This is a genomic window from Corallococcus sp. M7 (genome assembly GCF_054512695.1).
Window position 1 is genome coordinate 8,245,989 of sequence record NZ_CM137252.1, and the last position, 13,197, is coordinate 8,259,185.

The 13,197-nt window shown below is 67.7% G+C and carries 12 protein-coding genes; all 12 read left to right on the top strand.

What is annotated here, in order from left to right; translation table 11 throughout:
* Positions 1–2: 2 nt before the first annotated feature.
* On the top strand, positions 3–368 hold the full coding sequence (locus tag ACX114_RS33000; RefSeq protein ID WP_459291234.1) for an HNH endonuclease: 366 nt from the start codon (positions 3–5) through the stop codon (positions 366–368).
* Between the two features lie 448 nt (positions 369–816).
* Positions 817–1,479: a cytochrome c3 family protein gene (locus tag ACX114_RS33005; protein WP_206788849.1), complete on the top strand. Its 663-nt coding sequence runs from the start codon at positions 817–819 to the stop codon at positions 1,477–1,479.
* Positions 1,476–4,688, top strand: coding sequence for a TAT-variant-translocated molybdopterin oxidoreductase (locus ACX114_RS33010; RefSeq protein ID WP_459300337.1), 3,213 nt, complete (start codon positions 1,476–1,478; stop codon positions 4,686–4,688). Before ACX114_RS33005 ends, ACX114_RS33010 begins: the two co-directional genes overlap by 4 nt.
* A 5-nt stretch (positions 4,689–4,693) precedes the next feature.
* On the top strand, positions 4,694–6,130 hold the full coding sequence (gene nrfD, locus ACX114_RS33015; protein ID WP_459291236.1) for an NrfD/PsrC family molybdoenzyme membrane anchor subunit: 1,437 nt from the start codon (positions 4,694–4,696) through the stop codon (positions 6,128–6,130).
* Between the two features lie 4 nt (positions 6,131–6,134).
* On the top strand, positions 6,135–6,680 hold the full coding sequence (locus ACX114_RS33020) for a DUF3341 domain-containing protein (RefSeq protein WP_459291238.1): 546 nt from the start codon (positions 6,135–6,137) through the stop codon (positions 6,678–6,680).
* Positions 6,677–7,237, top strand: a complete 561-nt coding sequence (locus ACX114_RS33025) for a c-type cytochrome (protein WP_014399396.1) — start codon at positions 6,677–6,679, stop codon at positions 7,235–7,237. The genes ACX114_RS33020 and ACX114_RS33025 overlap by 4 nt, the downstream gene beginning before the upstream one ends.
* Entirely contained in the window at positions 7,234–8,433 is a 1,200-nt protein-coding gene (locus tag ACX114_RS33030) for a hypothetical protein (RefSeq protein WP_459291241.1), read from the top strand. The genes ACX114_RS33025 and ACX114_RS33030 overlap by 4 nt, the downstream gene beginning before the upstream one ends.
* Positions 8,430–8,921 carry a hypothetical protein gene (locus tag ACX114_RS33035; protein WP_459291243.1) on the top strand — a complete coding sequence of 164 codons (492 nt, stop codon included), beginning with the start codon at positions 8,430–8,432 and terminating at the stop codon, positions 8,919–8,921. Before ACX114_RS33030 ends, ACX114_RS33035 begins: the two co-directional genes overlap by 4 nt.
* A gap of 40 nt (positions 8,922–8,961) precedes the next feature.
* The gene (locus ACX114_RS33040; RefSeq protein WP_459291245.1) at positions 8,962–9,837 is read left to right on the top strand and encodes an SCO family protein; all 876 of its coding nucleotides are present in this window, start codon (positions 8,962–8,964) and stop codon (positions 9,835–9,837) included.
* Entirely contained in the window at positions 9,834–10,880 is a 1,047-nt protein-coding gene (gene coxB / locus ACX114_RS33045; protein ID WP_459291247.1) for a cytochrome c oxidase subunit II, read from the top strand. Before ACX114_RS33040 ends, coxB begins: the two co-directional genes overlap by 4 nt.
* Positions 10,864–12,540 (top strand): cytochrome c oxidase subunit I, encoded by a 1,677-nt coding sequence (locus ACX114_RS33050; protein ID WP_459291248.1) that lies wholly within the window; start codon positions 10,864–10,866, stop codon positions 12,538–12,540. Before coxB ends, ACX114_RS33050 begins: the two co-directional genes overlap by 17 nt.
* On the top strand, positions 12,533–13,195 hold the full coding sequence (locus tag ACX114_RS33055) for a cytochrome c oxidase subunit 3 family protein (RefSeq protein WP_120622940.1): 663 nt from the start codon (positions 12,533–12,535) through the stop codon (positions 13,193–13,195). The genes ACX114_RS33050 and ACX114_RS33055 overlap by 8 nt, the downstream gene beginning before the upstream one ends.
* The last annotated feature ends 2 nt before the right edge of the window (positions 13,196–13,197 follow it).

The following is a 13,197-nucleotide window of genomic DNA, read 5'->3' on the forward strand; positions in this document are numbered from 1 at the left end:
CCATGAGCCAGGCCAAACGCCGGCGGATCCTCGGGATCATCGCCACCGACGACACCTTCGAGCGCGTCCCCCACCGGGGCGCCGACGTGTGGATGGGCAAGTGCCTGCACTGCAACGCCCACCTCACCGTCAGTCTGGAAGGCGAGCCGATCAGCCGCGCCACCATCGAGCACATCGTGCCCCGGACCGCGGGCGGCACCGACGCGCTGGAGAACCTGGGCCTGGCCTGCGCTCGCTGCAACCAGGGCAAGGGCAGCCGCCATGACGCGAACTTCCACCGCTCGCCGCGCGTGCGCGAGCTGGTGGATCGGCTGCTCCAGAAGCGTCGCGACCGGTGGCGCGACCCTGGCGACCCAGACTCTCAGTAGCCGCGCTTCATGCGCGGCGCGGACCGTCGCACCCTGTAGCGCGCGCCCTGAAAGGGATTGATCCCAGAGGGAAATGCGCCCTCGCGCAAAGCTCCCTTCCGATCGCCAGAAGCGGGATTCATCACCGCGCGCGGGCAACTTGTCGCAACCACCCCAGAAGGTGCTAAGCGCTCCTTATTCCCACTCCCCACAGAATGGTTGACACTGCCGTGTTGATGGTTGATGGTCCCGCGCCGCATTGGGTCGGGAAATGCATGAGGGACCCGCGCCCACGGCACCATCCTAGAGGTTCGTTGGACGTGACTGCCTTGCCGTCTGAGCGCCAGGAGCCACCCCCCGCCCGGTCCACCGGGACCGGGACGGCCCCCCTGACTTCCGCGCCGAACGGTTTCCCCGCGTCCACCCCTGCTTTCATGTCGCCTTCAGTCCTCTTGCCCCTGGTCCTGGTATGAGCGGCCCTCTCTTCCCACGCTGGACGAATACGGTGTCGCGCCTGTCGGCCGCGATGCTCCTCGCCGTGCCCGCCATCGCCATCGGCGGCCTCCTGGCCTACGTGCGCAGCCCGCTCGTGACCAATCAGGCCCGCCCGGTGGAACAGCCCATCGAGTTCGACCACCGGCACCACGCCGGTGACGAGCAGATCGACTGTCGCTACTGCCACTGGACGGTGGAGAAGTCCCCGTCGGCGGGCATCCCCTCCACCACCGTGTGCATGTCCTGTCACGCGCAGGTGTGGAACAAGAGCCCGTACCTCACCGAGGTCCGCAAGGCGTTCTTCGCCGACCAGCCCATCCCCTGGGTTCGCGTCCACAACCTGCCGGACTTCGTCTACTTCAACCACTCCATCCACGTGGGCAAGGGCGTCGGCTGCGCCACCTGCCACGGCCGCGTGGACCAGATGGGCGCCATCGAGCAGTCCGCGCCGCTGACGATGAGCTGGTGCCTGGATTGCCACCGCAACCCCGGCCCCAACCTCCGGCCCCAGGAGTTCATCACCAGCATGACCTGGGCGCCCCCGACGGATAAGGCGGAAGCCTCGGCCCTCGCCGAGACGCTCACCAAGGAATACGACGTTCACTCGCGCACGAGCTGCTCCACATGCCACCGATGAACACCAAGCCTGACAGCGCGCCCGCGCAGGAAACCCCCTCGTCCTTCGCGCTCCCGGTCGTCTCGGGCCGCAACGAGGCCACCCACGCTCACGCCCACGATGACGTCGTGACCGAAGCGCTCGAGCACGCCTCCACCCGCGCGGTCTCGGCGGAAGGCGCGTACGGAAAGACGTACTGGCTCGGCCTGGAGGAGAAGCTGGCCACGCCGGAGTTCCTGGAGGAGACCCGCCCGGAATTCCCCGTGGGCGCGGACCTTCCCCCCACCGGCTTCGCCCGCCGCGAGTTCATGCAGCTGCTGGGCGCGTCGCTCGCCCTGGCTGGCGCCACCGCGTGCAGCACCCGTCCGCAGGATGAGCGGATGGTGGCGTACACGAAGACGCCGCCGGAAGTGACCCCGGGCAACCCGCTGCACTACGCGTCCGGCATGACGCTCGGAGGCCACACCTCCGGCCTGCTCATCACCGCGCGCGAAGGCCGCCCGGTGAAGATCGAAGGCAACCCCCAGCACCCCGTGAACCAGGGCGCTGCCGGCGTCTTCGAGCAGGCGTTCCTGCTCTCGCTCTATGACCCGCAGCGCGCCCGCGTGCTGCGCCAGGGCAACAACCCCCGCTCGCTGCGCGTGCTGGCCGAGGACATCTCCACCCTCGTGGGCCAGAAGGCCGCGGCGGACGGTGGCAGCCGCCTGCGCTTCCTCACGGAGCCCATCAGCTCGCCGACGCTGCGCGACGTGACGGGCCGCATCCAGAAGAAGCTGCCCAACGCGCGCTTCCACGCGTTCTCGTCCATCACGGACTCCGCCGCCGCGCAGGCCAACCGCGCCCTGTTCGGCCAGCCCGTCCAGGCCGTCTACGACCTGAGCCGCGCGGACGTCATCGTCTCCCTGGACGCGGACTTCCTGGAGAGCCGCCCGGAGAACCTGGCCCTCAACCGCCAGTTCGCGGACCGCCGCGACCCGAAGAACGGCGAGCTCAACCGCCTGTACGTGGCCGAATCCCGCATGTCCATCACGGGCGGCATGGCGGACCACCGCAAGCGCGTGAAGTCCGCCGAGGTCTTCGCCATCGCCGCCGCGCTGGCGCAGGCCGTGGGTGGCCCCGCCGCCAGCCTGGGCGCGTCCGGCAAGGCCGGCTCGCTGAGCCCGGAGACCCAGTCGTGGGTGCAGGCCGTGGCCCAGGACCTCAAGTCCAAGGCCGGCCGCTCCGTGGTGCTCGCCGGTGAGCGCCAGCCCGCCGCCGTGCACGCGCTGGCGCAGGCCATCAACGCCGCGCTGGGCAACGTGGGCACCACCGTGAAGCTCGTCCCGGCCGCCGCCCCGGAGGCCTCGGGCCTGTCGGAGATCAGCGCGCTGGTCGCGGACATCAAGGCCGGCAAGGTGGACACGCTGGTCATCACCGCCACCAACCCCGTCTACGCCCTGCCGGTGGACGCGGGCCTGGCGGAGGTGCTGGACCCCAAGCAGAACGCCAACCGCAAGGCGCTGTCCGTCCTGTACGCGGGCCACTACGAGGACGAGACCTCCAAGTTCGCCGACTGGTTCGTGCCCCTGGCGCACCAGCTGGAGACCTGGAGCGACGGCCGCGCGGCCGACGGCACCGTCAGCATCGCGCAGCCCCTCATCCAGCCGCTCTTCAACGGCGTGCCGGAGATGGAGCTGTTCGCGCTGTTCCTCGACGAGCCCTTCCGCCCCGCCTACCAGATGGTGCGCGACTACTGGGCCGCGCAGGGTGGCGAGGCCGGCCGCGCCGACTTCGAGACCCGCTGGGAGACCTGGGTCTCCGAGGGCGTCGTCCCCGGCAGCACCGCCGCCGCGCTGACCACGGCCACCCCGGACACGGGCGCCGCCTCGCAGCTGGTCGCCGCCTACCAGCCGCCCGCGGCCGGTGAGCTGGAGATCAACTTCGTCCACGACTACCGCGTCCTGGACGGCCGGTTCGCCAACAACGCCTGGCTCCAGGAGACGCCGGACCCCATCACGAAGATCGTCTGGGAGAACGCCGCCATCCTCAGCCCGGCCACCGCCAAGCGGCTCGGCCTGGAGAACAACCACGTCGCGGAGCTGGAGTACGGCGGGCGCAAGCTGCAGGTCCCCGTCACCATCCTCCCCGGCAACGCGGACGACACCGTCACCGTGGCGCTGGGCTACGGCCGCACCGGTCTCCACGAGGTCGTGGCCAAGGACATCGGCTTCAACGCCAACCTGCTGCGCAGCGTGAACGCCCCCTGGTTCGACGGCGGCGCCAAGCTGACCAAGGTCCGCGGCAGCCACAAGTTCGCCCGCACCCAGTACCACTGGCGCATGGAGGGCCGCCCGCTGGCGCTCGACATGACCGTCAACGAGCTCAAGCACCCGTCGAAGGAGACGGAGCACACGCTGGAGCGCGTCCAGGCCAAGTACGAGCTGGGCAAGCAGAACAACCTGCCGGACTTCGAGTACGCCACCTCCCCCGACAAGGGCTACAAGTGGGGCATGTCCATCGACCTGTCGCGCTGCACGGGCTGCAACGCGTGCGTCGTTGCGTGCCAGGCGGAGAACAACATCCCCGTCGTGGGCAAGGAGCAGGTGGACCGCGGCCGTGAGATGAACTGGCTGCGCATCGACCGCTACTTCCAGGGCGATGAGAACGACCCCGCCATGGTCATGCAGCCGGTCGCGTGCGTGCACTGCGAGAAGGCCCCCTGCGAGTACGTCTGCCCGGTGAACGCCACCGTGCACTCGGACGAGGGCCTCAACGACATGGTGTACAACCGCTGCATCGGCACGCGGTACTGCTCCAACAACTGCCCGTACAAGGTCCGCCGCTTCAACTACCTGCACTACACGCAGGGCAAGACGCCGACCGAGAAGATGCTGATGAACCCGGACGTCACGGTGCGCAACCGCGGCGTCATGGAGAAGTGCACCTACTGCGTGCAGCGCATCGAGCGCGTCCGCATCAACGCCCGCGTCGAGAAGCGCCTCATCCAGGAGAAGGAGCTCCAGACGGCGTGCCAGCAGACCTGCCCCACGCAGGCCATCGCCTTCGGCTCGCTGGCGGACCCCGCCCAGCGCGTCACCCAGCTCCACGAGGACGAGCGTGCCTACCGGCTGCTGCACGAGCTGGGCACCCGCCCCCGCACCGCCCACCTCATCCGCCTGCGCAACCCCAACCCCGCCCTCGTGCCCGCTGCCCCTGCTGAAGCCGCCCCGGCGCACGAAGGAGGTCACTGACCGTCATGGCCGAGACCGCACACCTCCCGCTCGACCCCCTCGAGCCCCGGGACCTCGTCGCGCCGCACCACGACGACAAGTCCCTCAATGAAACCCTGCTCGACCATGTCTGGCGCAAGCCCGGCAAGGGCTGGTTCATGCTGCTGGGCATTACGTCCGCGGCGCTGGGCCTCCTGGTCGTCGGCGTCACGTACACCCTCGCGCGCGGCATCGGCGTGTGGGGCAACAACCAGCCGGTGGGCTGGGCGTTCGACATCATCAACTTCGTCTGGTGGGTCGGTATCGGCCACGCCGGTACGCTCATCTCCGCCATCCTCCTGCTCTTCCAGCAGAAGTGGCGCACGAGCATCAACCGCTTCGCGGAGGCCATGACGCTGTTCGCGGTCATGTGCGCGGGTCTGTTCCCGCTGCTCCACACGGGCCGTCCCTGGTTCGCGTTCTGGCTGTTCCCGTACCCCTCCACCCTGGGCGCCTGGGCGCAGTTCCGCTCGCCGCTCGTGTGGGACGTGTTCGCCATCTCCACGTACCTCACGGTGTCCGCCCTCTTCTGGTTCGTGGGCCTCATCCCGGACCTGGCCGCCCTGCGTGACTCGTCCAAGACGAAGCTGCAGCGCACCATCTACGGCCTGTTCGCCCTCGGCTGGCGCGGCTCCGGCCGGCACTGGCACAACTACAAGATCGCCTACCTGCTGCTGGCCGGCCTCTCGACGCCGCTCGTGGTGTCCGTGCACACCATCGTGTCGTTCGACTTCGCCGTCTCCCAGATTCCGGGCTGGCACGCGACCATCTTCCCGCCCTACTTCGTGGCCGGCGCCGTGTTCAGCGGCTTCGCGATGGTGATCACCCTCATCGTGCCCGCCCGCAAGTATCTGGGCCTCCGGGACGTCATCACCGACCGCCACCTGGAGAACATGAACAAGGTCATCCTGGCGACGGGTCTGCTCGTGTCCTACGGCTACCTGATGGAGCACTTCATCGCCTGGTACTCCATGAACCAGTACGAGTTCTGGACCTTCTACGTGAACCGCGCCACGGGCCCCTACGCCGGCGTGTACTGGCTGATGATCGCCTGCAACGTCATCACCCCGAACATCTTCTGGTTCAAGAAGGCCCGCACCAGCATCCCCATCATGTGGGTGGCGTCCATCGCGGTGAACATCGGCATGTGGTGCGAGCGCTTCATCATCATCGTGACGTCGCTCTCCCAGGACTTCCTCCCCTCGTCGTGGGACATCTACACGCCGACCTGGGTGGACTGGTGCATCTACATCGGCACGCTGGGCCTGTTCGGCACCCTGTTCCTGCTGTTCCTCAAGTTCGTCCCGGCCGTCGCGGTGAGCGAGGTGAAGGAGCTCCAGCTGGAGCTCAAGCACGCCGCGCACGCCAACAGCCACGGCGCGGACACGGGCGGCGCGGGCACCCTCACCCACGGAGCGCACTAGCATCATGGAAGCCAAGGTCCTTGATTCCTGGGTGTTGGCCGAGTTCGCCACGCCTGAAGCCCTCGTGGATGCCACCCGGCAGATGCGGGAGAAGGGCTTCCAGGGCATGGACACCTACTCCCCCTACCCGCTGCACGGCGGGTCGGAGGCGCTGGGTCTGCCGCCCTCTCGCGTGCCCTTCATCGCCCTGGGCGGCGGCCTCACCGGCATGGTGACCGCCCTCACGATGCAGACGTGGATGAACACCATCGACTACCCGCTCAACGTCGGCGGTCGTCCGCTCCTGAGCCTCCCGGCGTGGGTGCCCATCACGTTCGAGTTGAGCGTGCTGTTCGCCGCGTTCGGCATCTTCTTCGGCCTGCTCGGCCTGAGCCGGCTGCCGCAGCCCTACCACCCGGCCTTCGAGTCGGAAGAGTTCCGCAGCGCGTCCACGCACGGCTACTGGCTGAGCATCCCGCACCCCACGGGGACGGACGCCGCGGACGTCAAGAACCAGCTGACGGCCCTGGGCGCGACCCACGTGACCGTCGTCTCGGGAGAGAACGAATGAGGTGGCTCATCCCCGCCGCCGGGCTCGCCGCGCTCACGGGCTGCAACGTCAGCTCTGAGTTCCTCCAGCGCATGGAGACCCAGGCCAAGTACGAGTACTACGAGACGTCCGAGTTCTGGCCGGACGGGCGCGCCATGCGCGTGCCCCCCGCCGGCACCGTCCCGCGCGAGCGGCCGGTCGGCAACCCGGGCATCTCCACGGGCCGCGCCAACGGCGTGGCCGTGAACGCCATCCCCCTGCCGGTGGACAAGCACCTGCTGGAGCTGGGCCAGAAGAAGTACAACATCGTGTGCTCGCAGTGTCATGGCGTGCTCGGCGACGGCAACAGCGTCGTCGCGGAGAACATGGCGCTGCGTCTGCCGCCGTCCCTGCTGGAGCTCGCGGACAAGCCGGCCGGCCACTTCTACACCGCCATCAACGAGGGCTACGGCATCATGCCGTCCTTCTCGGGTGAGCTCGACACGCGTGAGCGCTGGGCCGTCGTCGCCTACGTGCGCGCGCTGCAGGCCGCCCGGAGCACCGCCGGGACGCAGCCCGTCCCGCAGGAGAACCGATGACTGCCATGGAGCGCTACACCGGCACGCCCAAGCTGATGGTGCCCGCGTTCGGCCTGGGCGTGGTGGGCCTCGTGCTCACCGCCGTGGGCTTCTTCATGAACCCGCAGGCGACCAGCTTCAGCTACCTCTTGGGCTTCACCTACTGGGTCGGCATCAGCGTGGCCGCCCTCATCATGCTGTGCATCTTCCACACGGCCAAGGCGAAGTGGCCCATCGTCCTGCGCCGCGCCATGGAGACCATCTCCATCGCGGTGCCCGTCTTCGCGGTGCTCATCCTCGCCCTCATCCCGATGATGAAGTACCTCTACCCCTGGGTGGATGGCTCGCCGCTGGCCGCCAACATCCACGGAATTGAAGTGGAGCACCTTCACCACAAGAAGGAGCACTACCTGAACCTGGGCTTCTTCGCCGTCCGCCAGGTCATCTACTTCGGGGTGTGGATCTTCGTCTCGCACCGGCTGTACGGCTGGAGCACGCAGCAGGACGAGGTCGGCGGGCTGGAGCTCACCGTCAAGCAGCGCAAGTTCTCCCCGGGCGCCCTGCCCTTCCTGGCGCTGACCATCACCTTCGCGGCCTTCGACTGGCTGATGAGCCTCACCCCGCTGTGGCAGTCCACCATCTTCGGCGCCTACTACTTCGCCGGCAGCTTCCTGGCCGCCTTCTGCGTCCTCACGCTGGCCACGGTGCGGGCCCAGGGCAAGGACCTCTACGGCAGCCTGGTGAAGACGTCTCACCTCCACAACCTGGGCAAGCTCATCTTCGCCTTCACGGCGTTCTGGGCCTACATCGGCTTCTCCCAGTTCCTGCTGGTGTGGATCGCCAACATCCCGGAAGAGGCCCCCTGGTACGGCCTGCGCATGTACGGCCCGTGGCGCGGCGTCTCCTACGTCATCTTCTTCGGCCACTTCGTGCTGCCGTTCTTCACGCTGCTGTCACGCAAGCTGAAGGAGAAGCCGGGCACCCTGGCGGTGGCCGCCACCTACATGCTTCTCATGCACGCCGTGGACCTGTATTGGCTCATCTGGCCGGCGTTCTCCGGTGAGGCCGGTCCGACGTTCCACTGGACCATCCTCACGGCCTTCGTGGGCGTGGGCGGGGTCGCGGTGGGCTACGCCCTGTTCCGGGCGCGCGGTCGGTACACCTTCCCGGTGAAGGACCCCTACATCGCGGAGTCCCTGAGGTACGTGCAGCCATGAAGAAGACCCAGTCCGAAGTCGAATCGCGGGTCATCGTCGGCGCGCATGGCGTGGCGGCCGAGGAAGACCACCTCGTCATGGGGAAGATCATCGGGGTCGGTGTGGGCTCCATGGTCCTCTTCCTCATTGGCGCGGTGTGGGCCTGGCGCATCCAGGTCGTCACCATGCAGGAGGCCCAGCCAAACGGTCCTCCTCCGCGTCCCGCCGCGGTGGGTCAGTACGAGGTGGGCATCGTGAACCAGCGCCTGTTCGAGCAGGACTGGCGCGCGGCGGAGAAGATTGGCGGCCAGCACCAGGCGCTGAAGAACGGCTGGGGTGACCAGCCGGGCGTCGCCGCCCACAAGCCGCTGGAGCAGGCGATGGGCCAGGTCATCACGACCGAGGCCCAGAAGGCCCGCGAGCCCGCCCCGGCCCCCGCGCCGGCCCCCCCCGAGGCTCCGGCGACCGCGCCGCAGACGGCGCCCCCGGCCCCGGCCCCGAAGAAGTAGGCTCCCACCCGCTCCTCCTGCCCCCGAGCCGTCCCCCGCCATGCCGTCCCTTCTTCCGCTCTCCTCCGCCCGCGCCGCCGGGCTCCTCGCGGCGCTCGCGCTGGTGCTCACCAGCGCCACGCCCGCGTTCGCCCTGCCGGGCGGAGGCAAGACGCCCCGCGCCATCGTGGAGGCGGACTCCGACCTGCCCCCGCCGGTGACGGGGGTGGACGTGGAGGAACACCTGGGGGAGCCGCTCCCCCTGGAGACCCGCTTCCTGGACTCCACCGGGGAAGAGGTCCGGCTGGGCACGCTGCTGTCCAAGACGCGCCCCACCCTGCTCACGCTCGTCTATTACGAGTGCCCCATGCTCTGTAACCTCGTCATCAACGAGCAGGTCCGCGTGATGCGCGAGCTGGGCCTGGAGCTGGGCAAGGACTACGAGGCCGTCACCGTCAGCATCGACCCCAAGGACACCCCGGCGCAGAGCGCGGAGCGGCGGCGCAAGTATCTCCAGTCCATGGGCAAGCCGGAGACGGCTCCGTGGCACTTCCTCACCGGCACCGACGAGAACATCCACAAGCTCGCCGATGCCGTGGGCTTCAAGTACACGTATGAACCGAGCACGAAGCAGTACGCCCACCCCGCGGTGGTCACCGTGCTCACGCCGGAGGGGAGCATCTCCCGCTACCTCTACGGCACGTCGTTCGACCGCAAGGACGTGAAGCTTTCGCTGCTGGAAGCAGCGGGCGGTCGGGTCGGGACGAGCGTCGATCGCATCGTCATGTCCTGTTTCAAGTATGACACCGCCACGCGGCGGTACGGTTTCTACATCTTCGGGTTCATCCGCCTGGGCTCCCTGGCTGTCTTCGGCGCCCTGGCCACGATGCTGATCTATTTCTGGAGGCGCGAGCTGAAGAAAGGCGCGACTACATGAGCGACCTGGCCAACCAATTCCTGTTCCTCCCGGAGCGCGCGTCCACGTTCGCGGAACGGGTCGACTTCCTGCACTACTTCGTCGTCGGTACGACGATGGTGATGTCCGCGGGCGTCGGCCTCGCGGCGCTCTTCATGTTCTTCCGCTACCGCCGGCGGGAGGCCCACCAGCACACGGAATACGTGGTGCCGGACCTGAAGACGGAGTTCCTCTTCGTCTCCGTCCCGCTGGTGTTCTTCCTGGCGTGGTTCGCCATCGGGTTCCGGGACTTCACCTGGTTCACCACTCCGCCCAAGGACTCGATGGATGTCTACGTCATGGGCAAGCAGTGGATGTGGAAGTTCTCCTACCCGGAGGGCCCCAACGGCGTGAACGTGCTGCACGTGCCGGCCAACCGCCCGGTGCGCCTGCTGATCACCTCACGCGACGTCATCCACTCCTTCTACGTCCCGTCCTTCCGCATCAAGATGGACGCGCTGCCGGGCCGCTACACGCAGGCCTGGTTCGAGGCGACGAAGCCCGGCACGTACCAGGTGCTCTGCACCGAGTACTGCGGCCTGTCGCACTCGAAGATGCTGGCCGAGGTCGTCGTGCTCGCGCCGGAGGACTACGAGAACTGGCTGAAGGAGCAGCAGCGTGGCCGCCTGCAGGACCGGCAGGACGCGCTGGCGGACACGTCGCTCGTGCCGCCCGCTGCCCGCATGGCCGAGCAGGGCCAGAAGCTGGTGGGCACGCAGGGCTGCCTCAAGTGCCACTCGGTGGACGGCTCCAAGCACATCGGCCCCACCTTCCTGGGCATGTACGAGCGCGAGGAGAAGCTCGACGATGGCCAGAGCATCCGCGTGGATGAAGCCTACATCACCCAGTCGATGATGGACCCGGGCGCGCACATCGTCGCCGGCTACCAGAACGTGATGCCGACCTACCAGGGCAAGCTGCAGGGCCCCGAGTCGGCCGCCATCGTCGAGTACATCAAGACGCTGCGCACCGCGAACGTGCGCGAGACCGCTTCCGAGGGCCCCGCCTATGACCCCATCCAGTAGCATCGCCGCGCCGGGGGCCGTCCCCGGCCATGAGGCGCACGACGACCACGGCCACCACCCGAGCTACCTGACGGACGGCACCACGGTGAAGTCGTGGCTGCTGACGGTGGACCACAAGCGCATCGGCATCATGTACATGGCGTGGATCCTGCTCTTCTTCCTGGTGGGCGGCATCTTCGCGCTGCTCATCCGGATCGAGCTGCTCACGCCGGGCCCGACCATCATGGACGCGATGACGTACAACCGCGTCTTCACGCTGCATGGCGTGGTCATGATCTTCCTGTTCATGATCCCCGCCATCCCGGGCATCTTCGGCAACTTCATGCTGCCGCTGATGCTGGGCGCCAAGGACGTGGCGTTCCCGCGGCTGAACCTGCTGTCGCTCTACGTGTACCTGGCGGGCGCGGGCTTCGCGCTCTGGGGCATGCTCAACGGCGGCCTGGACACCGGCTGGACCTTCTACACGCCGTACAGCGCGCACACGACGACCACGGTGGCGCCGGTCCTCTTCGGCGCGTTCATCATCGGGTTCAGCTCCATCCTCACGGGCATGAACTTCATCGTCACCACGCACACCATGCGCGCGCCGGGCATCACCTGGTTCAAGATGCCGCTGATGGTGTGGGCGCTCTACGCCACCAGCTGCATCCAGGTGCTGGCGACGCCGGTGATTGGCCTGCTGCTCCTGCTGGTGACGGCGGAGAACCTGTTCAGCCTGGGCATGTTCGACGTGGCCCGCGGCGGTGACCCGGTGCTCTTCCAGCACCTGTTCTGGTTCTACAGCCACCCGGCCGTGTACATCATGGTGCTGCCGGCGTTCGGCGTGATGAGCGAGATCGTCTCCACGTTCAGCCGCAAGAACATCTTCGGCTACCGCGCGGTGGCGTACTCCAGCGTGGGCATCGCGTTCGTGGGCTTCTTCGCCTGGGGCCACCACATGTTCGTGTCCGGCCAGTCGACCTTCAACGCCGGCGTGTTCGGCGTGCTGTCGATGCTGGTGGGCGTGTTCACGGCCATCAAGGTCTTCAACTGGGTGGGCACGGTCTACAAGGGCGCGGTGGAGTTCAGCACCCCGTTCGCCTACTTCTGCGGCTTCCTGTTCTTCACCGTGTTCGGCGGCATGACGGGCATCGCGGTGGCGACGGTGTCGCTGGACGTGGCGTGGCACGACACCTACTTCGTCGTGGCGCACTTCCACTTCATCATGGTGGGCGCGACGATCATGGCCTTCCTGGCCGCGCTCCACTACTGGTTCCCGAAGATGTTCGGGAAGATGTACCACGAGGGTTGGGGCCTGGTTTCCGCGGCCCTCATCATCCTGGGCTTCAACGCGACGTTCATCCCCCAGTTCCTCGTGGGCAACGCGGGCATGCCGCGCCGCTACTACGAGTACCCGGAGCGCTTCCAGGCGCTGAACGTGGCGTCCACCGCCGGTGCGTCGCTGCTCGCGTTCGGCTTCATCATCATCGCCATCTACCTGACCTACGCGCTCATCTATGGCGAGCGCGTGGACAACCCGTGGCACAGCAAGGGCTACGAGTGGCTGACCCACTCGCCTCCGCCCACGCACAACTTCATCGGGCCCCAGCCGACGTATCCCGAGGAGCCGCACTTCTACGTGGATCCGAAGAAGGCCGAGGGCGAGGTGTCGGATGTCTAGCGCTCACGTGACGCCGGGCTCGGTGCCCGGTCCCAAGCTGGCTGCCCACTTCGCGTCGCTGGAGGTCCAGAAGCACGCGGCGCGCCTGGGCATGTGGCTGTTCCTCGCCACGGAAATCCTGCTCTTCGCGGGTCTGTTCGCGTGCTACGCGGCCTACCGCTTCCTGTTCCCGGAAGCGTGGGCGGCGGCCAGCCGCAGCCTGGACCTGACGATGGGCACCATCAACACGGTGGTGCTCATCACCTCCTCGTTCACCGCCGCCATGGCGGTGCACTACGCCAAGGAGGGGAAGAACGCGATGGTGGGGCACATGAACGTGCTCACCCTCCTGATGGCGGTGGGCTTCCTCGTCATCAAGTTCTTCGAGTACAAGCACAAGTTCCACATCGGGACGCTGCCGGGCCGCTACTACTTCTACGAAGGCATCCAGCTGCCGGGCGCCCCGCTGTACTTCACCGTGTACTTCGCCTCCACGGCGCTGCACGCGCTGCACGTCGTCATCGGCATGACGGTGCTGGCGTTCGCCACGGTGCGCGCGTACCGCGTCGGGGACTTCAACGCGAACAACTACACGCAGGTCGAGCTGGGCTCCATGTACTGGCACCTCGTCGACCTGGTGTGGATCTTCCTCTTCCCGATGCTGTACCTGGTCTGAGG

Coding starts and splice junctions, on each gene's coding strand:
- ACX114_RS33000 (WP_459291234.1), top strand. CDS start 3: ATGAGCCAGGCCAAACGCCGGCGGATCCTCGGGATCATCGCCACCGAC.
- ACX114_RS33005 (WP_206788849.1), top strand. CDS start 817: ATGAGCGGCCCTCTCTTCCCACGCTGGACGAATACGGTGTCGCGCCTG.
- ACX114_RS33010 (WP_459300337.1), top strand. CDS start 1,476: ATGAACACCAAGCCTGACAGCGCGCCCGCGCAGGAAACCCCCTCGTCC.
- nrfD (WP_459291236.1), top strand. CDS start 4,694: ATGGCCGAGACCGCACACCTCCCGCTCGACCCCCTCGAGCCCCGGGAC.
- ACX114_RS33020 (WP_459291238.1), top strand. CDS start 6,135: ATGGAAGCCAAGGTCCTTGATTCCTGGGTGTTGGCCGAGTTCGCCACG.
- ACX114_RS33025 (WP_014399396.1), top strand. CDS start 6,677: ATGAGGTGGCTCATCCCCGCCGCCGGGCTCGCCGCGCTCACGGGCTGC.
- ACX114_RS33030 (WP_459291241.1), top strand. CDS start 7,234: ATGACTGCCATGGAGCGCTACACCGGCACGCCCAAGCTGATGGTGCCC.
- ACX114_RS33035 (WP_459291243.1), top strand. CDS start 8,430: ATGAAGAAGACCCAGTCCGAAGTCGAATCGCGGGTCATCGTCGGCGCG.
- ACX114_RS33040 (WP_459291245.1), top strand. CDS start 8,962: ATGCCGTCCCTTCTTCCGCTCTCCTCCGCCCGCGCCGCCGGGCTCCTC.
- coxB (WP_459291247.1), top strand. CDS start 9,834: ATGAGCGACCTGGCCAACCAATTCCTGTTCCTCCCGGAGCGCGCGTCC.
- ACX114_RS33050 (WP_459291248.1), top strand. CDS start 10,864: ATGACCCCATCCAGTAGCATCGCCGCGCCGGGGGCCGTCCCCGGCCAT.
- ACX114_RS33055 (WP_120622940.1), top strand. CDS start 12,533: ATGTCTAGCGCTCACGTGACGCCGGGCTCGGTGCCCGGTCCCAAGCTG.